At 47.1% G+C, this 22882-nt stretch carries 19 protein-coding genes and 1 pseudogene; 12 read left to right on the top strand and 8 right to left on the bottom strand.

All coding sequences use genetic code 11. The features are described 5' to 3' along the window. Positions 1-2 precede the first annotated feature (2 nt). The 3 genes from minD to ppsR all read right to left on the bottom strand — a co-directional run bounded on the left by minD (position 3) and on the right by ppsR (position 2615). A complete protein-coding gene (gene minD / locus K4H28_RS08045) occupies positions 3-812 on the bottom strand; it encodes a septum site-determining protein MinD (protein ID WP_221007848.1) in 810 nt (269 codons plus the stop codon). A gap of 41 nt (positions 813-853) precedes the next feature. After that, positions 854-1576: a septum site-determining protein MinC gene (minC, locus tag K4H28_RS08040; protein WP_221007847.1), complete on the bottom strand. Its 723-nt coding sequence runs from the start codon at positions 1574-1576 to the stop codon at positions 854-856. 220 nt (positions 1577-1796) lie between these two features. Continuing rightward, complete coding sequence (gene ppsR, locus K4H28_RS08035; RefSeq protein ID WP_221007846.1) at positions 1797-2615, bottom strand: posphoenolpyruvate synthetase regulatory kinase/phosphorylase PpsR; 819 nt, start codon at positions 2613-2615, stop codon at positions 1797-1799. Between the two features lie 137 nt (positions 2616-2752). Between ppsR and ppsA the strand changes: the two genes are divergently transcribed. From ppsA to K4H28_RS08005, 6 genes are all read left to right on the top strand, one after another. Continuing rightward, a complete protein-coding gene (gene ppsA, locus K4H28_RS08030; protein ID WP_221007845.1) occupies positions 2753-5128 on the top strand; it encodes a phosphoenolpyruvate synthase in 2376 nt (791 codons plus the stop codon). A gap of 194 nt (positions 5129-5322) precedes the next feature. Next, entirely contained in the window at positions 5323-6525 is a 1203-nt protein-coding gene (locus tag K4H28_RS08025) for an aspartate aminotransferase family protein (protein WP_221007844.1), read from the top strand. Positions 6526-6926: 401 nt separating this feature from the next. Further along, a complete protein-coding gene (locus K4H28_RS08020; protein ID WP_221007843.1) occupies positions 6927-7856 on the top strand; it encodes a branched-chain amino acid ABC transporter permease in 930 nt (309 codons plus the stop codon). Positions 7857-7867: 11 nt separating this feature from the next. Next, positions 7868-9040 carry an ABC transporter permease subunit gene (locus K4H28_RS08015; RefSeq protein WP_308443479.1) on the top strand — a complete coding sequence of 391 codons (1173 nt, stop codon included), beginning with the start codon at positions 7868-7870 and terminating at the stop codon, positions 9038-9040. Continuing rightward, on the top strand, positions 9033-9803 hold the full coding sequence (locus K4H28_RS08010) for an ABC transporter ATP-binding protein (RefSeq protein WP_221007842.1): 771 nt from the start codon (positions 9033-9035) through the stop codon (positions 9801-9803). Before K4H28_RS08015 ends, K4H28_RS08010 begins: the two co-directional genes overlap by 8 nt. Next, entirely contained in the window at positions 9800-10531 is a 732-nt protein-coding gene (locus tag K4H28_RS08005) for an ABC transporter ATP-binding protein (RefSeq protein ID WP_221007841.1), read from the top strand. Before K4H28_RS08010 ends, K4H28_RS08005 begins: the two co-directional genes overlap by 4 nt. 85 nt (positions 10532-10616) lie before the next feature. Here K4H28_RS08005 and K4H28_RS08000 read toward each other — a convergent pair whose 3' ends face one another. The 3 genes from K4H28_RS08000 to K4H28_RS07990 all read right to left on the bottom strand — a co-directional run bounded on the left by K4H28_RS08000 (position 10617) and on the right by K4H28_RS07990 (position 15794). After that, a complete protein-coding gene (locus K4H28_RS08000) occupies positions 10617-10937 on the bottom strand; it encodes a hypothetical protein (RefSeq protein WP_221007840.1) in 321 nt (106 codons plus the stop codon). Positions 10938-10972: 35 nt separating this feature from the next. After that, positions 10973-14089, bottom strand: a complete 3117-nt coding sequence (gene putA / locus K4H28_RS07995) for a bifunctional proline dehydrogenase/L-glutamate gamma-semialdehyde dehydrogenase PutA (RefSeq protein WP_221007839.1) — start codon at positions 14087-14089, stop codon at positions 10973-10975. A 73-nt stretch (positions 14090-14162) separates the two neighbouring features. Continuing rightward, positions 14163-15794 (bottom strand): methyl-accepting chemotaxis protein, encoded by a 1632-nt coding sequence (locus K4H28_RS07990; RefSeq protein ID WP_221007838.1) that lies wholly within the window; start codon positions 15792-15794, stop codon positions 14163-14165. A 137-nt stretch (positions 15795-15931) separates the two neighbouring features. Between K4H28_RS07990 and purT the strand changes: the two genes are divergently transcribed. Together purT and K4H28_RS07980 are read left to right on the top strand one after the other, a co-directional pair. After that, entirely contained in the window at positions 15932-17131 is a 1200-nt protein-coding gene (purT, locus tag K4H28_RS07985; RefSeq protein ID WP_255573657.1) for a formate-dependent phosphoribosylglycinamide formyltransferase, read from the top strand. After that, positions 17131-17520 (top strand): group II truncated hemoglobin, encoded by a 390-nt coding sequence (locus K4H28_RS07980; RefSeq protein ID WP_221007837.1) that lies wholly within the window; start codon positions 17131-17133, stop codon positions 17518-17520. The genes purT and K4H28_RS07980 overlap by 1 nt, the downstream gene beginning before the upstream one ends. Before the next feature lie 67 nt (positions 17521-17587). Here the strand turns inward: K4H28_RS07980 and trmL are convergent, their stop codons facing one another. After that, positions 17588-18052 carry a tRNA (uridine(34)/cytosine(34)/5-carboxymethylaminomethyluridine(34)-2'-O)-methyltransferase TrmL gene (gene trmL, locus K4H28_RS07975; protein ID WP_221007836.1) on the bottom strand — a complete coding sequence of 155 codons (465 nt, stop codon included), beginning with the start codon at positions 18050-18052 and terminating at the stop codon, positions 17588-17590. Positions 18053-18146: 94 nt separating this feature from the next. On the opposite strand from trmL, the gene K4H28_RS07970 reads away from it, so the two are divergent. The 4 genes and pseudogenes from K4H28_RS07970 to K4H28_RS07955 all read left to right on the top strand — a co-directional run bounded on the left by K4H28_RS07970 (position 18147) and on the right by K4H28_RS07955 (position 21988). Then, on the top strand, positions 18147-18503 hold the full coding sequence (locus K4H28_RS07970; protein WP_221007835.1) for a hypothetical protein: 357 nt from the start codon (positions 18147-18149) through the stop codon (positions 18501-18503). Positions 18504-18596: 93 nt separating this feature from the next. Beyond that, positions 18597-19451, top strand: coding sequence for a formyltetrahydrofolate deformylase (purU, locus tag K4H28_RS07965; protein WP_221007834.1), 855 nt, complete (start codon positions 18597-18599; stop codon positions 19449-19451). A 368-nt stretch (positions 19452-19819) separates the two neighbouring features. Beyond that, a pseudogene (locus K4H28_RS07960) lies at positions 19820-20319 on the top strand (ABC transporter permease subunit); the annotation flags it as partial. A 148-nt stretch (positions 20320-20467) separates the two neighbouring features. After that, positions 20468-21988, top strand: coding sequence for a mechanosensitive ion channel family protein (locus K4H28_RS07955; protein WP_221007833.1), 1521 nt, complete (start codon positions 20468-20470; stop codon positions 21986-21988). Positions 21989-22021: 33 nt separating this feature from the next. Here the strand turns inward: K4H28_RS07955 and K4H28_RS07950 are convergent, their stop codons facing one another. After that, positions 22022-22720, bottom strand: a complete 699-nt coding sequence (locus tag K4H28_RS07950; RefSeq protein WP_221007832.1) for a pirin family protein — start codon at positions 22718-22720, stop codon at positions 22022-22024. Positions 22721-22882: the final 162 nt, after the last annotated feature.

Genomic DNA, 22882 nt, shown 5'->3' with positions numbered 1-22882 from the left:
GCTTAACCCCCAAACAACCGTTTCCAGAACGGTGCCTTTGGTACTTCAATAAAACGCATTGGTTTTTCTTCGCCCAAAAAGCGTGCGACCACGTCTTTATAGGCTTCCGATACATCGGTACCTGCATTATGAATCGCTGGGGTACCTGAGTTGGAGGCCTGCAAGACGGCTTCTGATTCCGGAATAATCCCGATGAGTGAAATGCGCAGCAAATGTTGCACATCATCGAGCGAGAGCATTTCGCCGGATTCAACACGGGCTGGGCTGTAACGCGTAATCAGTAAATGGGTTTTGACCGAGCCGCCGTCTTCGGCGCGTTTTGATTTTGCATCCAAAATGCCGATGATACGGTCTGAGTCACGTACGGATGAGACTTCAGGGTTGGTTACAACAATGGCTTCATCTGCGTAATAAAGCGCTAAGAACGCACCCGTTTCGATACCCGCCGGGCTGTCGCAGATGATGTAGTCAAAGCCATCGTGCTCAAGTTCTTTAAGTACTTTTTCAACGCCTTCTTTCGATAGTGCGTCTTTATCTCGCGTTTGCGAGGCAGGCAATACATAGAGGTTGTCGCAGTTTTTGTCTTTGATTAGTGCTTGGCGCAATGAAGCTTCGCCCTGAATAACATTGACAAAGTCATACACCACGCGGCGCTCGCAACCCATGATTAAATCGAGGTTACGTAGGCCAACGTCAAAGTCGATGACGGCGGTTTTAAAGCCACGTAAAGCCAAGCCAGAAGCAAAGCTAGCGCTGGTCGTCGTTTTGCCAACGCCGCCTTTGCCTGATGTTACCACTACGATTTTTGCCACAGAGTTCCCCTGGGATAGTAAATAGATAAATTGGTTTTGGCTTAATTGGTTTGGTTAAGCGCTTCGATCACGAGCTTGTCCTGATCGAGATAAATTTGGCTGTGCTTACCCGCAATTGAAGCGGGCAAGTTTTCATCCAGCGAGCGATAGACCCCTGCGATAGAGACTAATTCAGCTTCCATACAAGTGGTAAAGATGCGTGCTTTGGTGTCGCCGCGCGCACCCGCTAGGGCGCGACCGCGCAGGGGGGCATATACATGAATATTGCCATCGGCAATAACTTCAGCGCCATGCGAAACCAAGGCCAGTACAATTAAGTCGCAGCCTTTGGCATAGACTTGCTGTCCTGTTCGTACAGGGCGATCAATAATCATTGCGCTAGGCGCTGCAACAGTCTCAACGATGGGAGGTGCAGCTGCTGGGGTAATCCCGCTATCGAGTAAGACCACCAAGCCGGCTTCTTTAGCGGCCACTTGCTGATCAAAATTGCCGCCTTGTGCAACAATTGGATTGAGCTGAAATTGACGTAATAAGTTGACCAAGGCGAGGATTTCAATCGCGGATGGAATGCTCTTGAGCAGACTAAAATCAATGGCGATTTGTTCGTCAGAGAGAAAGTGTTCACCATCGCCAAGCTGCTGTTGTAATGCAAGGATCAGTTTTTCTGGCTCAAGTGTGCAGGGAACGAATGCGGTGAGTTTAGTCGTGGTGCTTTTGAACTCAAACACACTCGTTGATTCTTCAGGGTAGGCAAAGCTGGTCATATATAAACGGGTATCACAACAGCGAAAGAACGCAGTTTACCGTTTCATGGCAGTGCTAGGAAGCTGTGTTTCGCTGTAAGCGGGTTTTTGCCGCAAAAACATCGTAAAAGAGGCTATTTTACGATGTTTTTCTGAATTTACTTGATGTGGTGCTGAATGCTTGTGCGAATCATTGATACTGCTGGATGGCCTCTTTAATCGACTCAAGCGTTGTGATGTTTCAATATGTGCGTCGTTTGATGCCTGTGCGATGCATGATGGTGGTTGAAAGCTCTTCGATCGACATTTTGGTGGTGTTTAAGTACGGCACTCCCACATGACGCAATAGCGCTTCGGCTTCTGCGACTTCAAATTGGCAGGTTTCCAGTGAGCAGTAGCGACTATCGGGTTTTCGTTCTTCACGAATCTGTTGTAAACGCACTGGATCGATTGTCAGGCCAAACAATTTGTTGCGATACGGAAGTAATAAGCGAGGCAGGGTGTGTTGGCCAAAGTCTTCTGGTGTCAGTGGGTAGTTGGCCGCTTTGATGCCGAACTGTAAGGCTAGGTAAAGGCAGGTTGGCGTTTTTCCTGAGCGGGAAACACCCACCAAAATCAAGTCCGCTTCGGCCAAGTCTCGCGGCATGATGCCATCGTCGTGATTGATCGAGAAATTAACCGCATCGATACGATTTTTGTATTCTTCAAAATTACCAATCGAATGAGAACGCCCCACGGTATGGGTCGATTCCACACCGAGCTCTTCTTCGAGTGGTCCAATAAATTTTTCAAGAAAATCAATGGTTAATGCGTCTTCGACTAATATTTTTTTGCGTAATACAGGGTCGATAATGGTACTGAAAACCAAAGGTCGACAGCCATCGACAACGGCGTGGCGACGAATATTAAGCGCCACCTCTTCGGCTTTTTGCACGGTATCTACAAAGGGCAAAGTGATTCGATTGAAGTTCACGTCTTCAAATTGCGAAAGTAAGGAATGCCCTAATATTTCGGCGGTAATCCCGGTTCGGTCAGATACAAAAAAGGCAGTGCGTCGCATAAATCCCCCTGTCTAAACAGAATACCGCGCAATCCTCAGGAAAACCAGTAAAGGTAATTCCTGACTTGGCAATTAACGTTTAAAAGCTAAACTGAATCAGATAATTTTGCAATGCAGCATTCTGAGGACCTTAGCATATGACCGAAAAATACGTACTCGACTTTGCTCATCTACGCATGCACGACGTAGAAAAAGTGGGTGGAAAAAATGCCTCGTTGGGCGAAATGATTTCGCAGCTCACTGAAAAAGGAGTGCGAGTGCCTGGTGGTTTTGCGACTACCGCAGAGGCTTATCGTGTTTTTCTTGCGCATCAAGGTCTGGCAGATCGGATTGATGGTGTGTTGTCGACTTTGGATGTGGATGATGTGAAACAGCTTGCCGTTGTCGGTAAGCAGATTCGTGATTGGATTATGGCAACACCGTTGCCAGCACAGCTAGAGGCTGAAATGGCCGAGCATTACGCTCTGCTGGGTGATAACGTCACCGTTGCGGTGCGTTCATCTGCGACTGCTGAAGACTTGCCAGATGCTTCATTTGCTGGTCAGCAAGAAACTTTCCTTAATATCGTTGGTTACCAAAACGTCGTTGATGCGATGAAGCATGTGTTTGCATCGCTGTATAACGATAGAGCGATTGCCTACCGTGTGCACAAAGGGTTTGATCATAAAGTGGTTGCGCTATCGGCGGGTATACAGCGGATGGTGAGGTCTGATAAGGGCGCTGCAGGGGTACTCTTCACGATTGATACTGAGTCTGGGTTTGATCAGGTCGTGTTTGTGACCGCTTCTTATGGTTTGGGTGAAACGGTGGTGCAGGGCGCAGTTAATCCGGATGAGTTTTTCGTACACAAGCCAACCTTAGCAGCAGGCCGTCCAGCGATTGTGCGCCGTCATTTGGGTGGTAAAGCGCTAAAAATGGAGTTTGATATTGAGTCGGTTGCAGGCAAATCAGTGCGTACCGTTCCAGTGAGTCAAGCAGAGCGCCATCAGTTTTCAATTTCGGATGCTGAAGTGGAAGAGCTGGCGCGTTACGCAGTAATTATTGAGCAACATTATCAACGCCCGATGGATGTGGAGTGGGGGCGCGATGGGATCGACGGCAAGCTGTACATTTTGCAGGCCCGCCCAGAAACAGTGAAGTCGCAAGAGTCGGGCTCCGACAAACTGACTAAATTTAGAATGCTAGAAACCAGTCGTGTTATTACCGAAGGCCGTGCAATTGGCCAGAAAATCGGCCAAGGCAAGGTGCGCATCATTCGGAATGTGTCGGAAATGGATCGTGTTCAGGAGGGCGACGTGCTGGTGTCGGATATGACAGATCCAGATTGGGAACCTGTGATGAAACGTGCGGCTGCGATTGTCACCAATCGCGGCGGCCGTACTTGCCACGCAGCGATTATCGCTCGTGAACTCGGTATTCCTGCTGTTGTGGGTTGCGGCGATGCCACGCAAATGTTGCGTGAAGGCGACGAAGTGACCGTTTCATGCGCCGAAGGCGATGCGGGTTTTATTTATGAAGGCCTACTCAAATTTGAACGCATGGATGTGGCTTTGCAAACCTTACCTACGCCGCCCGTTAAAATCATGATGAATGTGGGCAATCCTGAATTGGCGTTTGATTTCTGCCAATTACCGAATGACGGCGTGGGTTTGGCGCGCTTGGAATTCATTATTAACCGCATGATCGGTATTCACCCGAAAGCCTTGTTGGCGTATCCGAATTTAGCTGAGCCTTTGAAATCGCAAGTTGAAGAGCGCATTGCAGGCTATCGCTCGGCGATTGATTTTTATATCGACAAAATTGCCGAAGGGATTGCAACGCTTGGTGCTGCGTTTCATCCTAAAAAAGTGATTGTACGTTTGTCTGATTTTAAATCGAATGAATACGCTAATTTGCTTGGAGGAACGGAGTACGAGCCACATGAAGAAAACCCGATGATTGGTTTTCGTGGCGCAGCGCGTTATGTCGATAAATCATTCCGCGATTGTTTCGAGCTGGAGTGTCGTGCGGTGAAAAAGGTGCGCGATGTGATGGGTTTAACCAATATTGAAGTGATGATTCCTTTTGTTCGCACTTTAAAAGAAGCAGAATGCGTGATTGAATTATTGGAACGCAATGGCCTGAAACGGGGCGAAAATGGCCTACGTGTCATCATGATGTGTGAAATTCCAGCCAATGCCGTGCTCGCAGAACAGTTTTTGCAGTTTTTTGATGGCTTCTCGATTGGCTCGAACGACATGACCCAATTGACCTTGGGGATTGATCGTGATTCGGGCGGGCCCGTGTCGACTTCATTTGATGAGCGTGATGAAGCGGTGAAAGCGATGCTGTCGATGTCGATTAAAGCGTGCCGAAAATTGGGTAAATACGTTGGTATCTGCGGCCAAGGCCCATCTGATCACCCAGACTTTGCGCAATGGTTGGTTGAGGAAGGGATTGAAACGATTTCGCTTAATCCCGATACAGTCATTGAAACGTGGCTCTTTTTAGCGCGTGGCGGCAAGACCGAGTAGTTTGCAAGTCTAGCAAGCACTTAAAAGCCCAATTTTCAGATTGGGCTTTTTTAATCCCATATGCCGCTTAAAGCTAAGATTGTTCACCATGATGAACGATGTTTTTCTTGAAAATGCCTTTGCTGACTGTATTAGCGAAGATGCAGTTGGTTTATCATCAAGCTATCTGTCGTTGAAACCCATGAAGGAAAGTTATGTCATTAAACCGCGCTGCTTTTGATCAATACATGGTGCCTAATTATGCGCCTGCTGCTTTCGTACCGGTGCGTGGTGAAGGAAGTCGTGTCTGGGATCAAGAAGGAAAAGAATATATTGATTTTGCCGGTGGCATTGCAGTGAATTCATTGGGGCATTGCCATCCTGCTTTGGTCGGCGCTTTGACTGCGCAAGCTAATAAACTGTGGCATGTGTCGAATGTATTTACTAATGAGCCCGCACTCGAGTTGGCGCAAAAACTCGTCGCAGCTACGTTTGCCGATAAAGTGTTTTTTTGCAATTCGGGTGCCGAAGCCAATGAAGCTGCGTTGAAATTAGCGCGCCGCGCCGCGATTGAGCGCTTTGGTGAGCAAAAACACAAAGTGCTTTCGACGCTGAATAGTTTTCATGGCCGCACCTTTTTTACGGTGACCGTGGGTGGTCAGCCTAAGTATTCAGATGGTTTTGGCCCGAAACCGACCGGTATTGAGTACTTTGAATATAACAATCTGGATGCGCTTAAAGCGCTAATTGATGATGACACTGCGTGCGTCATTATCGAGCCGATTCAAGGCGAAGGTGGTGTATTGCCTGCTGATGCCGCATTCTTACAAGGCGTTCGTGATTTATGTACCCAGCACAATGCATTTTTGATTTTTGATGAAGTGCAAACAGGAATGGGGCGTTCTGGCAGTTTGTTTGCTTATCAAGAGTATGGCGTCGTTCCTGATATTTTGACTAGCGCGAAAAGTTTGGGGGGCGGCTTCCCGATTGGGGCGATGTTGACCACGGATGATATTGCTAAGCATTTAGTGCCCGGTACACATGGTACAACCTATGGCGGTAATGCCTTGGCATGCGCAGTGGCGTCTGCAGTACTGGATGTCATCAATACACCGGAGACGCTGGCTGGGGTGCGTGCTAAGCATGCTCAGTTTGTTGAAGGCGTTGCCGCAATCAACGCTAAATATAAGGTGTTCAGTCAGGTGCGTGGCCTAGGTTTATTGATGGGGGCTGTTTTGGCAGAGCCTTACAAGGATCGCGCGAAAGATATTCTGGGCTTAGCCGCTCAAAATGGTCTGATGGTGTTGATGGCGGGCCCGAATGTGATCCGCTTTGCACCTTCTTTGGTGATTAGCGACGAAGAAATTAATACGGGTTTGGTGCGTTTTGAGGCCGCAATCGCACAGTTTGTCGCTTAAATAAAATTAACTTGCTATTAAGAAACCCGCCTTTGAGGCGGGTTTTTTTTGTTCAAAATTTGATTTAACTTCTTGATATTGATTGCTGATGCTAGGTATTGCTCTGAAATTAAGATTAATCAATGGTTTGATAGATATACATCAACTTAGATTTTTTGGCTTGTTGCGTGCTTACTAAGCTGATTGCATTAATTGTTTCGTCATTTTTTGTAAGAAAAGTGCGTTAGGGAAAAACACAGTATTCCATGCCACAGCAAACAGGTAATTTTCACGTTATCTAAACTGTTACGGTAAAATCAGGCACAAACTGATATGTAGTTTGGTTACGTAATCTGGATCAATAAAACAGCGCGACGTTCTGTTTGCGTTGTACGAATAGTCTTTCAAGGGCGGAGTCTCAAGTGGATATTTTTCTGCAACAACTTATTAATGGCCTAGTTATCGGTAGCATTTATGCACTGATCGCTCTGGGCTATACGATGGTGTACGGCATTATGCAGCTGATCAACTTTGCACATGGCGAAGTGGTGATGATTGGCGCGATGGTGACGATTACCTGTATCAATCTTTTGCTGGGGCAAAACGTAGCGATGTCGGGTCCAATGATTTTGCTGGTGGGCTTGATGATGGCGATTCCCGTGTCGATGCTACTGGGCTATACGATTGAAAAAGTCGCGTATCGCCCATTGCGCCGTGCGCCGCGTTTGGCGCCTTTGATTACGGCGATTGGTGTTTCGATTGTGTTGCAACAACTGGCCATGTTGATTTGGGGTCGTAACTACCGCCCATTTCCATCGATTTTGCCGTCTGAAGTCCACAATATTGGTGGCGCATCGATTACCGATGTGCAAATCGCGATTATCGTTTTGACCCTGTTGTTGATGGCGGGCATGTACTTTTTGATTGAAAAAACCAAGATGGGCCGAGCAATGCGAGCTACGTCGCAAAATCAAGAAGTCGCAAAATTGATGGGCGTGAATGTGAATCACATTATTTCGCTGACTTTTGTGATTGGTTCGGCTTTGGGTGCGGTAGCGGGGGTGATGGTCGCCGCAAACTACGATCAAGCGCACGCTTATATGGGCTTTATGATCGGCTTGAAAGCATTTACTGCTGCGGTATTGGGCGGTATTGGTAATCTTGGTGGCGCTGTTTTGGGTGGCTTACTACTGGGCGTGATTGAAAGTTTGGGCGCTGGATATTTGGGTGATTTGACCGGCGGCGTGCTGGGTAGTCACTACAAAGATATTTTGGCTTTCGTGGTACTGATTTTGGTACTGGTATTCCGTCCATCGGGTTTGATGGGTGAACGCGTTGCAGAACGCGCTTAAACCAAGGTGACATGATGACGAATACTTTAACTAGCGCAGAATTTCGCGCCAATAATCTAAAAACAACGCTGGTGCTGGCGGGTATGGCGATTGTGTTAGCCGCCTTGCCTTGGGTCCTGGGGCATTTTTTTGAAAGTGGTAATTCATGGTTGCGCGCTGTTGATTTTGCCTTGCTGTATATCATGCTGGCCTTGGGCCTCAATATTGTAGTGGGTTACGCAGGATTGTTGGACTTGGGCTATATCGCGTTTTATGCGGTGGGTGCTTACACCTTTGCCTTGCTCAATTCACCGCATTTACAAGAGTTCCTTCCTGTTTGGTTATTTCGGCCTAATTTCTTTGTGATGATGTTGATTGCGGCTTTTGTAGCAGGCTTGTTTGGCGTGCTACTTGGCTCTCCAACGCTGAAGCTACGTGGCGATTATTTGGCGATTGTGACGTTGGGTTTTGGTGAGATTGTTCGTATTTTTATGAATAATATGGATCGCCCCGTTAATATCACCAACGGACCACAGGGGATTAACCATATTCCTGCGGTACAAATAGCGGGCTATGACTTGGGTCGTCCAATTGAATTTTTTGGTATTGTTTTTGAAAAAATTCATCTTTATTACTACCTGCTATTAGCGATTTGTTTTTTCATCATTTTTGTGTCGAAACGTCTACAGAGCTCACGGATTGGTCGTGCTTGGGTGGCTATTCGTGAAGATGAAATTGCCGCGAATGCAATGGGGATTGATACCCGTAATATGAAGCTATTGGCTTTTGCGATGGGCGCTAGTTTTGGTGGGATTTCGGGCGCGATGTTTGCAAGTTTCCAAGGCTTTGTTTCTCCAGAGTCATTTACATTGATGGAATCCATCATGGTGCTGGCGATGGTCGTACTGGGCGGTATGGGCAATATTCCTGGTGTGATCTTGGGCGCCGTATTGGTGTCAATTACACCTGAAATTTTGCGTGATGTGATCAATCCGGTGCAAATGGCGATTGCGGGACGCAAAGTAGTTGATCCAGAAAATCTACGCATGCTGATTTTTGGTTTGGCGATGATTATTGTGATGTTGGTGCGTCCAGCGGGTATTTGGCCTTCGAAGCAACGTCGTGCTGAGTTGAAACCGAAAACGAAAACGATTTCGCTACAAGAGAAAGATAGTTTGCAAGATGCGGAGCGTAATCATGACTGAGGCGTTGCTAAGTATTGAAGGCATTAACAAGCGATTTGGTGGTTTACATGCTTTGTCGGGTGTTGGCTTGTCGATTAATAAAGGCGAAATTTACGGCCTGATTGGTCCAAATGGCGCCGGAAAAACCACATTATTTAATGTATTGACGGGTCTATACCAGCCAGATGAAGGGAAGTTTACTTTTAATGGCAAGGATTTATTCCGTAAAAAACCGAATATTGTGGTGGAAGCAGGGATTGCGCGAACATTTCAAAATATTCGTTTGTTTGCCAATATGACCGCGTTAGAAAACGTGATGGTCGGTCAGCATGTGCGTACCAAGACTGGCGTGATTGGCGCGGTGTTTCGCCCGCCCAAAGCGCGTGCCGAAGAGGCTGCTATTAAGTTGAAGGCCGAAACGCTGCTGGAGTATGTTGGGATCGCCGATCGGGCTGAAGAATTGGCGCGTAACTTGTCGTACGGTGATCAACGGCGTTTAGAAATTGCGCGTGCTTTGGCGACCAATCCACAGCTATTGGCTTTAGATGAGCCGGCAGCTGGGATGAACCCAAAAGAAACCGAAGACTTGAAGCGCTTGATGCAAAAAATTCGTAATGATGGTGTGACGATTTTGTTGATTGAGCATGATGTGAAATTGATGATGGGCTTGTGCGATCGAATCGCAGTTTTGGATTATGGTAAAAAAATTGCCGAGGGCATTCCTGAGCAAGTGAAAAATGATCCGAAAGTGATTGAAGCGTATTTGGGAGTAGCACCAGAATGACGAACGCATCAGCAAATAATGCTTTATTGCAAGTTAAAGACTTAAAAGTCGCCTACGGCGGGATTCATGCAGTAAAAGGAATTAACCTCGAAGTGAATGAAGGCGAGTTGGTTGCTTTGATTGGCGCTAATGGTGCAGGTAAAACCACAACGCTTAAAACATTGATGGGGATGGTGAAACCGGCTAGTGGCGAGATTTTATTTAAAGATCAGTCAACCGCTAAGCTAGAACCGCAAGATTATGTTCGTCAAGGTCTGGTGATGGTGCCGGAAGGCCGTGGCATCTTTGGCCGCTTAACCGTAGAAGAAAACTTATTGATGGGCGCATATTGGCGCAATGATAAGCCTGAAATCGCCAACGATTTGGCGCGCGTGTATCAGTTGTTTCCTCGCGTGAAAGAGCGCTATAAGCAACTGGCTGGCACGCTTTCAGGTGGCGAGCAGCAAATGGTGGCGATGGGCCGCGCTTTAATGAGTCGCCCTAAGTTGTTACTACTGGATGAGCCGTCAATGGGTTTGGCACCAATTATTGTGCAAAAAATCTTTGAAATTATCCGAATGGTGGCTGCTGAAGGGGTAACGATGCTACTGGTTGAGCAAAATGCCAAGTTGGCATTACAAACCGCTAATCGTGGTTACGTGATGGAATCAGGAAAAGTAACTTTTAGTGATGATGCGGCGTCTTTATTGGCCAACGAGAAAGTGCAGCAGGCTTACTTGGGCGAATAAGTTGATTTTGGTTGGTATAAAAACCCAAGCTTAGGCTTGGGTTTTTTATTGTGTATATCTCGCTGTGTATTGAATTAATTGGCGTCTACGGTGATACATCAGAGTTGCAAATAAGGTCGATGTCGCCACCCGTCGCCGCCGTGTTGATGGTCACAGTGTATTCACTCACTAGCCGAAAGAGCGGCCATGTACCATTTTCTAACGGCGTTATGATGGGGCAAAGAGGATTTTTTGCATTAAAGACCATGTTTTTTTGTTTACAAAGTACCCCATCAATTTGACTTAAATCCACCTTGTCGTTGATTTCAATCGCTTCGTTTTGTAGTGCCTTGCGCCACGAACTGGGCAAGTAACGAATTACGGGGGTATTTCCAGTGAGTAAAGCGATGCAAATCAATTCGAACACTTGCATTGCTTCGTCGGCAATGCAGGTAATTCGACCTATCCCACGATAGTGCAAGGTATTACTTTCTCCTGTGATGTTGGGGAGTGTACGCTGCGTGCTGATGGGGGTTCTGCTGGCGATGTCATTGAGTAACATGGATAAATTGAGCGCTTCGCTAGGGCATTCCACTCATGAATAACTTGCTTTAGTGCCCTCAGCGTCGCAGATTCATGAATGTCATGGGCTTTGCAAGGGTCTGTATTTTGACACGCAGCCCAAATTGACCAAGGTCCACCGACTTTAGGGCCTGATCCTGCTTTTCCTGTGCCGCCAAAGGGCTGGCATCCAACGATGGCGCCAATTTGACTGCGATTAATATAATAATTGCCGACTTTTGTGTTTTGGATGATGTAGTCACGCGTGGATTGAAGTCGGGAGTGAATCCCTAGTGTGAGTCCTGATTTTTGCAAATTAATGTTATGAACAACCTCTTTAAGATGTTGAATTTTAAAGCGCTTCACAAATAAAACTGGCCCAAAAATTTCTTCAGGGAGCGAGTCGTTATCGCTCAACTCAATCAAAGTAGGTGCAATATAACTGCCGTGATGGATTTCGTGAGGTAAGGGCGTTTGATAAATTGGGCAGTGATGGTATTGCTGAATCGCAGCGATGATCTTGCGCTGTGCTGGTTCATTAATAACCGGTCCAATGTCGCTTGCTAGAAGAAATGGATTGCCGATATTAAGTTCTGCCATGGCGAGTTTAATGCGTTCAATGGTGCTACTTGCGATTTCCTCTTGCAGAAATAAAACACGCAAGGCCGAGCAACGTTGCCCTGCGCTATCAAATGCGGAGGTGAGCACATCTTTGCATACGTGATCGATATGGGCGGTGCTATCCGCAATCATGCAGTTTACACTGCTGGTTTCGGTGATGAGTGGTTTGACTTGGCCTGATTGGTTGATCTCCGTTGCAATTCTGAGCGCGGAATGGTGCGATCCGGTAAATAAAACACCATTGCAGCGTCGATCTAGCACTAATGCAGCACCAGCGGCCGCGCCGCCTGGAATAAATTGCAAAATTTGACGTGAGATGCCAGCTTCATAAAAACATCTAATCGCTAGCGCTGCGACAAGCGGTGTTTCTGGGGCGGGTTTGGCGATCACCCGATTGCCACCGATTAATGCGCAAGCAATTTGGCCGACAAAAATGGCCAGCGGAAAATTCCAGGGACTAATCGTAACGACAAGTCCTAGTGGTGTCGGCGATTCATCTTGCCACTGCAAGCGAGCCTCTTGAGCGTAGTAACGGCAAAAATCAATAGCTTCGAGTACTTCATTTTGCGCATTGGGAAGGCTTTTACCCGCTTCGCTGATTAAAATTGACATGAGTTCGATGCGGCGAGCTGAAAATATATCGGCTGTTTTTTCCAATAAATCGGCTCGTGCTTGAGTGCTACAGTTGTCCCATGACGTTTCTGCGGCGCAAGTGAGTGCTTTTTCGATATCCTCTAAGCCTGCATCATTGACTAGACCAATATTAAGTCGTGAATCCGCAGGGTTAAGTGCTATGCGGTGTTCGTACAATTCAGGAAGACCATGCCCAATCATCGGCATCGCAATGAAGGCGTGATTGCGAGACTCATCATTGAGCTCAAGAAAATGTCTTAAATCAGGATCGTGTGACCAATCCAAACCGGCTGTGTGGTTTCGTGGTGCGAATAATTTATGCGGTTTAGGAAGCGCAGCGCCTTGGTGTGTTTCGGGCCATGCAAACTGAGTGATTTTCTGCGATTGATGTAGTAAGTGAATAAATGAGCTATTGGCTCCGTTTTCTAAAAAGCGGCGGATCAGGTAAGGTAATAGCTGCGTTTTCTCACCAATCGGCGCATAAATTCTGCACGGTCGATTGAGTCCAAGCTCATTGGCTAGATGATAGAGTGTTTCGCCCATACCAAATAGAGCTTGAAACTCAATGTTTTTGTCGCCAGCCATTTGATGAATTAAACAAATTGTAAATGGGTTGTGCGTGGCAAATTGTGGGTAAATACGGTGTTCCGCATGAAGTAGCACTTGGGCGCAGGCAATGTAACTCAAGTCGGTATTACTTTTGTGGGTGAAAACGGGGTAGTCAAGTAGATTGTTTTGTTGTGCGGCTTTAATTTCAGAGTCCCAATACGCGCCCTTAACCAATCGCACGATTAACGGGCGATGCAAACTGACTTGCGCCAGCCATTGCACTACGGAGAGAGCTCGTTTTTGGTAGGCTTGTACTGCAACTCCAAGACCGGCCCAGTCACCTAGTTTGGGCTCATATGCTAACTTTGCAAATAGCTTGAGTGTGATTTCAAGTCGATCGCACTCTTCGGCATCAATGGTGAGGCCGATGTCGTATTGCTTGGCTAAAAGAGCCAATTCGAGCAGGCGAGGGTAAAGTTCTTTATCAATTCGAGCTTGTTGATAGTGAGAAAATCGAGGATGCAGCGCAGAGAGTTTGATGGATATGCTGGCACCAAAGCGGGTACCAGCGCGATTGTTTTTGTTTCCGACAAAATGAATCGCCTCGAGGTATTTTGTAAAGTAACGATCGCTTTCAGTTTGGGTTAGTGCCGCTTCGCCCAACATGTCGTAGGAGTATAAAAACACAGCTTGGCATCGTTTTTCGGCATCTTCGAGCGTTTCAGCAATCACAAAGTAATGGGCGAGCCAGTCTATGGCATGCCTAATAACTTCACGAGCAATCGGTTTTCCTGCTGAATCACTCATTGTCTCCGCTAGACTCAAACCCCATGTAGCAAGATTAACCAGCCAAGAAGGGCTGTGCCCTCGGTGGCCTTGCCAATGAGCCGCATGAAGTTGTTCACTAATTAATTGATTGGCATTGGTTTTGTCCGGGATGCGAATCAACGCTTCACTTAAATTGAGAAGTGCTTTGCCCTCAGGGCTACTAAGAGGAAATTCTGCCAATATCGCATCAAGACCGGATTGATTGCTTTTCTCTAAACGCAGACGTTCCGTAATGAGGCGTGCAAGCGCATCGGCGCGGAGTTGATCTTCGCTATTAAATTTGATTGATTGCGAGAGTTCTCGGGCTAGCTCTGATTCATTGCGGTAGCGCTGAGAAAAAATCCGCTCCAAGCTTGGAGCGGATTGAGAGTGTGTTTGTCGATTCATGGTCTGCTTAGTATCGAAGTCCATTGTTTTAAAAAAGCCGTGTGAGATTTAAGTGGCCTCACATGACTTTGCCCTAAACTTTAAAGGTCTGAATCGTACTGTCGAGGCGACTTGCAAGTGCATTAAGGCGGTCTGATAGTTCACATGCACTTTTTGCTGCGCTGCTATTTTCTTCTCCGGCCTGTGCGATACGCTCTACATTTTTAGCGATTTCTTGGCTGGCGCTACTTTGCTCATGAATTGCACCTGTAATGCTGCTGATATGTTCTACATTGCGATGCGCCAACGCTTTGATTTGCGAGAGCGCTTCTGCCATTTCATGGGTGCTGCGTACGCCGGTTTCAACTAGGCTACTGGCTTCAAACATGCCTTTGGCCGCCACGCTGGTGTCGTGTTGAACCGCTTGTATTTTGCTGGTGATTTCTAAAGTTGCTTGTGTAGTGCGTTCGGCTAATTTACGCACTTCATCGGCGACCACAGCAAAACCACGGCCTAAATCACCTGCTCGTGCAGCTTCAATGGCCGCGTTGAGGGCGAGTAGGTTGGTTTGATCGGCAATGTCTTTAATGACTAAAACAATGCTGCCAATTTCGTCGGAGCGATGATTCAATTGACCAATCAACTCATTGGATTTGTTGATTGAGTTGGCGATTTGTTGAATTTGCCCTGTGGTTTTTCCTGCTACTGCTGATCCTTCTTCTGCTGTTCTTGCAACTAGCCGTGTTTCTTCTTGTAGTTGGCTAGAGTTATCGGCAATCAAATGAACACTCACTGACATTTCTTCAATGGCCGCCGCTGTTGCCGAAGAGGCTTCAGATTGGAGCCCCGACGCGTTACTGACTTGATTAGCTGCACTGGTTAACTCTCTTGCTGACTGAACTAAATCATTAGAGCAGCGATTGGCCGTGCCAATTACGTTACACATATTGCCCAGAAGTTGATTCATCGCCGTTGAAGTTTGACCAATCTCATCATTGTTTTCTATCGGCATGCGCATACTGATGCGGCCAGAGCGGTCAATTTCGGCGATGGTATTTTGCATAGAGGCGAGTGGTTTGCGAATGCTTTGATAAATGATATAGGCACAGGTGACACCAATCGCAATTGCAATCAAGATGAGTGTGATTAATGTTGTTGTTACTTGGTCTTTAATTGCATCGACTTGGCCATCGATTGATTGCACATCCTTGAGTGCGGCATCAGTCAATTCAGTTAGTGTTTCAGACATCAAACGGATTGGGTCTTTGAATTGCGTGAATGCTTTGTTGATTTCTTGTGGTGAGGTGAATTTGCCTGCTTTGATGTCCGCCATAATGCTGGCTTCACCTTTGCCATAAGCTTCGCTATGAACAATCAACGCGTCGATTTTAGTGGCTTGTTCTGGGGTGGCTATTTTTTTTGCGTTGCCTAATTCAGTTTGCAAAGCAGCAAAAGATTTTTGCCATTTTTCATGGTAGTCGGCAATTTTTTCGGGGGAGTCAAAGTTTAAAAACAAGTCTTTCTCGAAGCGGCGGAGGTCTCCGACTTGTTTGCGTGCATCAATTAAGTGCATTCCATACTGCAAATTAGTGTGCAGGAGTTGGCTTGTGACCGTGTGCTGTTTACTTAATCCCACCGTGCCGACAATACCAACGAAAACTAATAGTGCTAGCGAGATGGCGAAGCCCAGTATAATTTTGGCACCAACATTTATATTTTTTAACATGGCGACATTTCCTGTTGATGTTCGGTTTTCGATGATTAAAACTAGATTGGAAAATGTGAATTTGCAAGTCGCTAGCGATAGTGCTTAATTGATTGATTTTAAATGACTCTGTATTTTTCTAAGAAAGGTGAATCCTGATGAAAATTGGTACCCCGTTAAGTCGCTCTGCGACCAAGGTCATGCTCTTAGGTGCGGGCGAGTTGGGTAAGGAAGTCATTATTGCTTTGCAGCGTTTGGGGGTAGAGGTCGTTGCGGTTGATCGATATCCGAATGCGCCCGGTATGCAGGTGGCGCACCGCAGTTATGTGCTCAATATGACCGACGCAAAGGCCTTGCGCGCTTTAGTTGAAATTGAAAAACCGCATTTAATCGTGCCGGAGATTGAGGCCATTGCCACCGAAGCTTTGCTGGCTATTGAAGAGGATGGTTTAGCGGAGGTTATTCCCACCGCACGCGCTACGCATTTAACGATGAATCGTGAAGGCATTCGTCGTTTAGCCGCAGAAGAATTAGGTGTGCCAACGTCGACTTATCGTTTTGCCGATACGTTGACCGAACTTCAGACGGCAGTCGCGGAGATTGGTTTTCCTTGTTTGGTCAAGCCGGTGATGTCATCGAGCGGTAAAGGGCAATCTTTACTTAGAGATGGGCAAGATGTTCAAGCCGCTTGGGACTACGCCGCGAGTGGTGGTCGCGTGCAGCAAGGTCGAATTATTGTCGAAGGTTTTGTTGATTTTGATTATGAAATCACTTTGCTAACGGTACGAGCAGTCGGCGCGAATGGCCATGTGGAAACTCAGTTTTGCGAGCCCATTGGTCATGTGCAGGTGAAAGGTGATTATGTAGAAAGCTGGCAGCCGCAAAAGATGAACCCACTCGCATTGCAGCGCGCACAAGACATTGCCGAGAAAGTAACGACTTCACTTGGCGGGCGTGGTTTGTTTGGGGTGGAATTATTTGTGAAGGGCGACGATGTTTGGTTTAGTGAAGTGAGTCCTCGCCCTCATGATACGGGACTTGTCACATTAAAAAGCCAGCAGTATTCAGAGTTTGAATTGCACGCTCGTGCGATATTGGGTTTGCCTGTCGATGTGGGTATGCGCTCACACGCAGCAAGTGCTGTTATCTACGGCGCAATAGATGCGGTAGGTATTGCCTTTGAGGGGGTTGATAAAGCGTTGGCTGTGCCGACTGCCGATATTCGCTTGTTTGGTAAGCCAGAATCTTTTGAGCGTCGCCGCATGGGCGTTGCTGTGGCGGCGGGTGTCGATACCGATGAAGCACGGGTTCGTGCTAAATTGGCGGCCAGTTTGGTAAAACCTGTTGAGGCGAAGTAATGAGTGATGTTTTAGAAGTAACGCCGTATGACACACTGGGCGGTGCAGCGGTATTGAGGCAATTAGTTGATCGGTTTTACGACATTATGGCGAGCGATCCGCGTGCGGCGGGCATTCAAGCGATGCATGGCAAAGACACCACGCTGATTCGAGAAAAGTTGTTTGAATTTTTGTCAGGTTGGCTGGGGGGGCCGCAGCTATTTATTGAGAAGTACGGTCATCCCCGCTTGCGCGGTCGACATATGCCGTTCGCGATTGGCGAGTCTGAGCGCGATCAATGGATGTTGTGCATGCTGCAGGCGATGGCTGAAATACCAATGACCGAAGAGCTACGTAATCATCTGGAAGAAGCATTTATGAAAACAGCGGATTTTATGCGTAATCATTAATGGGTGTTGCAGGGTATTTGGCTGTGGACATTGTTGATTGTAGTCTGTAACTAAATACCCTTTCTTGTTAAGCTCCGCCAACAAAGTCGTTTTGTCGCCAAGCTTCATAAATCGTGATGGCAACGCTATTGGATAGATTGAGGCTGCGATTGTCGGGCTGCATCGGTAGGCGAATGCGTCGATTGGCTTCATATGTCAGCAAAATGTCGGCAGGTAGGCCGCGCGTTTCTGGCCCAAATACAAAGACATCGCCCGGTTCGTACTTTAGCAAATCAAAGCGTTGCGAGCCTTTGGTCGTTGCCGCAAAGAATCGTTTGCCTGCGAGGTGCGCTAAGCAATCTTCCCAGTTTTCATGCACGATCATGTTTGCAAATTCGTGGTAATCCAAACCAGCGCGCTTCATTTTGGTGTCGTCAAGTGGAAAACCCAATGGTTTGACTAAGTGCAGCATGCAACCGGTGTTGGCGGCTAGACGAATGATGTTGCCCGTATTCGGCGGAATTTCGGGTTGGTACAAAACAATATTGAACATGGCGTAAGCTGATAGACGGATGAGTAAAAGAATTGCGCGTGAATGATTTCAAACTAAGCTAAAAACCTTGGTTTGAAATGATAGGGACGCGCAGATGGATATCGTACCGCAAGAAATGCTGATTGCAGTAGCTAAAACTGCAAAATTAGATGGTTTATCGCCCGAAGAAACGATGGCCTTGGTGTTTCGGGCTTTGGATCACGAAATGCGTGGCCCTAACGGTCGGCAATTTAATCCAGCGCGCACCGACGGCATCGGCAAAGCCATTTATGCTGCGCTGTTTAATTATCCATTGTCATTGGTGCTGGATGCAAAGGCGAGTAATGGTTTTCGCTGGCAGGTGACGATTCCATCGCATGGCTATTCGGCACCGTTTGAGCAGATGTTTGTCGATGCTTTGTTGCGAGTGGAGGTGCAGCGGGCGATTCACTTAAAGGCAATGCACGCGTAAACGCTGATTAAAAGCAAGTCAGTGCAGCGCTGTACTGTTGTGCTATGAACGGTGGTGTTAGAATTTGGCATAACTTAATAAAGATGATGCCGAATGACACATACAGCGACCCTCCTGATTAGTTGCCCGGATCGAAAAGGTCTTTCTGCGGCGATTGCCAATTTTTTGTATACCTATAATGCCAATATCGTCCATTCCGATCAGCATCAAGATAATGCAGATAATCTGTTCTTGATGCGAATTGAGTGGGATTTGGCAGATTTTACTTTGGATATGAATGCATTTTCGGCTGCATTTCAGCCAATTGCCGATCGCTTTCAAATGACGTGGAAAGTCTCTCTTTCTAATCGCCCACAAAAAGTCGCGATTTTTGTTTCAAAATACGATCATTGCTTGGTTGATTTATTGCATCGCCATAAAAGCGGCGAATTGAAGTGTGAAATCCCGCTGATTATTTCTAATCATGAAGACTGCCGCGCTTTGGCTGAGTTCTATGGTATTGAATATCACGTGATTAGCGTGAATAAAGACAATAAAGCTGAGGCTGAAGCCGCGCAAATGGCGTTAGTAATTGAAAAAGAAATCGATCTCATTGTACTGGCGCGCTATATGCAAGTACTCAGTCATGACTTTACGGCCAAGTTCCCGCAGCGAATTATCAATATTCACCATAGTTTCTTGCCTGCATTTGATGGCGCCAAGCCCTATCACCGCGCTTTTGCGCGTGGTGTGAAATTGATCGGTGCGACGAGTCATTATGTGACTGAAGTACTCGATGATGGCCCTATCATTGAACAAGACGTGAATCGTATTTCGCATCGTGATGATGTGGATGCATTGATCCAACAGGGGCGTGATTTGGAGCGGGTTGTTTTATCGCGTGCTGTGCGTTGGCATCTGCAACAGCGTGTTTTGGTGTATTCAAATAAGACGGTTATTTTTGACTAATTAATCGAAAGTAAGCTATTTTTTTAAAGTTTTTTTTGGGTTTTTTTGTGCCCGTTATTGTGAAGCTTCTGTGTAGCTCAAATAGTCGTTTTAAGTAAAAAGAGTGTCAAAACTCTTTCTGTTGGCTGGTTGAATTCAATCCACAACATGATTGCGTGTTTCAGTCGATTGCCTCGCTGGGTAATTTCGGGAACTATCGATTAAAACCAGCGATATTTCAGTGTTAGTTCGTGATGTGGCACGAATTGACCAAGGAATTTTCCTTGGTGCAGTCATGGCTGCAGGCTGAGAATCACCAGCTGTTCTCTGCGTATACAAAAAATTGGCTGTCAGCCCCGCAGCCGCGCGAGATGTTGGCGCGACTTAGGGATTTGTTTGGGCAACGGATTTCAGAAGTCTGGGCGTCGTTGCCTGAGCTGTACCTGCTGATTATTTTTACGGCAATTTTTGAGCCGAGCTTGGCACTGTTGCTGGCTTTAATGACGCTATTTGCTTGGATGGGTTTGGCCGATTACACCCGTGCCGAGTTTTTGCGTAGTCGCAATCAAGAATACGTGCTGGCTGCGCGCAGTATGGTGCTGGGCGACTGGCAAATCATTCGCAGCCATGTGTTACCTAATAGCCTGACGCCGGTGTTGGCGTTTTGCCATTTTGCATGGGCGCGGCGATTTTGGTGCTGACCAGTTTGGATTTTCTGGGGCTCGGCGTTGCCCAGCAAACTGCGTCGCAGGGCGAAGTGCTGGCACAAGGTAAAGCCAATCGAGACGCGTGGTGGATTTTGCTATCGACCTTTGCGGTTTTGCTTGGATTGAGGCCGGTTATGATTGGCGAAGGATTACGCGCTGCTTTAGATGCGCGATCGAAGTGATGGGTATTTAATTCAAGCCTTTTCTAAGTAATGGCTGTGCTTATATACCTTTTATTGCTTATTTTGCTGCGCAGCTATCACCAACAAAATGATATGACGCCGCTCAGTGCGGGCTATAACGGTATAAATCGTTCTGCGAGTGCGTGTGATGGCTGAAATCTGGTTCACCTTGTTTGCTAGCCCTTGGCAAGACAGCGCAGGATTTTTGCTAGTCTCTTTCGTGTTGACGATGGTGCTCTATGTGCGCCATCCTTCATTGCGCCGCACCGTGTTGGTTTGGTTGTTTTGGTTACTCTTTGCTGCGGTCATCGCCGTATTGCCGTTTGCACCCGATTCGGCGCCTGCTGAAATTCGCCATTATGCTTTGCCCTTTGTGGCGGGGCTGGTGGTGATTCGTTTGCTGGGCTTAATCTTCTTCCGCCTTTTTTTACCGCCATTTCATCTGCGCCCACCGCGCATTCTGCAAGATATTCTAGTGACACTGGTGTTCGTTATTTGGGGTATGTACCAATTAAGGCAAGCGGGTTTAGATTTGTCGCAAATTGTCGTGACTTCAACGGTGCTCACCGCGATGGTGGCGTTTGCCATGCAAGACACTATCGGCAATGTGTTGGCGGGGCTGACCTTGCAGTGGGATGCCAGTATCGAGGCTGGCGATTGGATTAAGGTTGATGATGCAGTCGGTAAAGTCGTCGATGTAACATGGCGGGCAACGTACCTCGAAACTCGCAATGGTGAGACGGTGGTCTTACCCAATAGTGTATTAACGCGCAATCGCTTTGCGATTTTAGGTAAACGGCAAGGTAAGCCGCTGATGTGGCGGCGCTGGGTGTATTTTGATGTCTCATTAGAAACGTTGCCGACGCAAATTATTAGTATGGTTGAGGCGGCATTGAAGCAGGGTATGCTTGCCAATGTAGCGGAGTCACCTGTTCCGCAATGCATACTGATGGAGGCGGATAAGGGCGTTGGCCGTTTTGCTTTGCGCTATTGGTTGACTGATTTAATGCACGACGATGCGACTGATTCATTAGTCCGCACTGCAATTGATGCGGCACTGCGCCGAAACGGTCGGCGATTTTCGCCACCGCAATATAATTTATTGCTCTCGTTTGATAATAAAAAATATTCTGAAGTCCGGCATAAACGTCATACCGAAGAACGCCTCGCGGTTTTACATGGCTTGGAGTTGCTCGCACCACTGAATGAAGACGAGTTGCTGGCCTTGTCCGATCGGCTCAAGTTTACGCCTTTTGTGCATGGTGAAACCGTGTTGGCACAAGGTGCCGATGTGGATTGGTTGTATATTTTGATTAAAGGCGAAATGGAGCAAACGTTGAAGACGCCTGATGGTGAAACGCATCAATTAGGTGTTTTAAATGCGGGGAGTTTTTTTGGAGAGATTTCACTCATGACCGGAGAGCGCTTTCCAATTCAAATTACTGCGCTGGGTAACGCCGAGTGCTATCGATTAGATAGGGCGACTTTTCAGGCTTTACTTGTCATGAGGCACGAGTTGGCCGAGGCTTTTTCATTGGTTTTGGCACGGCGGCAGGCTGAGTATCACCAGCTGTTGTCTGAGCATGCAAAAAATGGGATGTCCGCCCCGCAGCCGCGCGAGATGTTGGCGCGACTTCGGGATTTGTTTGGTTTGCCGAATATCACCTAGCCAAACTTGGTTCGGTGATTTCAGCTCCAATCTTTAAAACACATCAAAAACTAAAACTTCGGCCTGTATGCCATGCTGAATCGTGAGTTGATTTTCATGTGTAAGCATTAGCGCATCGCCGGCGGCTAGTGCTAATCCATTAATTTCAGCCTTACCGCGCGCTAGATGAACGTATAGTTTTCTGCCCATCTGAATCGGCATCTCTGCATTTTCGCTGCCATCAAAAAGCCCTGCATACAGTTTGACGTCTTGGTGAATCGTTACTGAAGCGTGTTCACCATTGGGGCTAGCTACCAGGCGCAATTGACCACGCTTATCGGTATCTGAAAATTCCTTTTCTTCGTACGATGGTGTATCGCCTTTTTGAGCAGGCAAAATCCAGATTTGCAACAAATGCGTTTGCTCGGTGGCGCTAGGATTAAATTCGCTGTGCCGAACCCCAGTGCCTGCGCTCATGCGTTGCACATTGCCAGGGCGAATCACTGAACCATTGCCCATGCTGTCTTTGTGCTCAATGGCTCCTGATAAGACATAAGTAATGATTTCCATGTCTTGGTGTGGGTGCATACCAAAACCCATGCCTGCTGCGATGCGGTCATCATTAATCACGCGCAGCGCACCAAAATGCATATGCGCAGGGTCGTAATATTCAGCGAACGAGAAACTAAAGTTCGAATCGAGCCACCCATGATTGGCGTGGCCACGTTCATTGGATTTGCGTACGGTAATCATGGCTACTTCCTTCAGTCTTTTTGAATGATGAATAGGGCTGAGTCAACACAAACTTGCCATAAGGTCTAACCACTCTATTGGCTTGGCGTGCGGCGTCTATGCCTTGCAATAAAACGTTTACAGAGATCATAATAAACGTGACTTTGCTGGGGTGATAGCGAA

It is taken from the genome of Deefgea tanakiae (assembly GCF_019665765.1).
GTDB classification, from domain to species: domain Bacteria; phylum Pseudomonadota; class Gammaproteobacteria; order Burkholderiales; family Chitinibacteraceae; genus Deefgea; species Deefgea tanakiae.
Note: the sequence above shows the minus strand (reverse complement) of the source record. Positions and strands in the feature narration are given on the sequence as shown.